The sequence below is a fragment of the Bacillus cereus group sp. BfR-BA-01430 genome, assembly GCF_022663115.1.
In the GTDB taxonomy this organism is placed as follows: domain Bacteria; phylum Bacillota; class Bacilli; order Bacillales; family Bacillaceae_G; genus Bacillus_A; species Bacillus_A cereus_BD.
Genome location: NZ_JAKUEW010000104.1, coordinates 1 through 223, shown reverse-complemented (window position 1 = coordinate 223; position 223 = coordinate 1). Strand labels below are relative to the sequence as shown.

Sequence of the window (223 nt, the reverse complement as noted above, 5' to 3'; positions counted from 1 at the left end):
ACAGCTAGACAAGCAGCGGAAGTTGTTCAAAATAGCGCTAAAGCACGCGATAAAGTCATTGAAGATGCGAAAAAGACGCGTAACGACAAAATAGAAGAAGCTATTCGTCAGAGTGATGAAAATAAAACCATTACAGCTGATGAAGCTAATGCAATTATTGCGGAAGCAAAGCGCCAGTACAAAAGTACAGTTTCAACAGCGCAAGATAAACATAAGGAAATTG

General features: G+C 39.5%; 1 protein-coding gene. It reads left to right on the top strand.

Going from position 1 to position 223, the window contains the following annotated elements; genetic code table 11:
- Nucleotides 1-223 (top strand): hypothetical protein (locus MR058_RS23920; protein WP_242145953.1); only part of this gene is annotated, 223 nt, incomplete at both ends.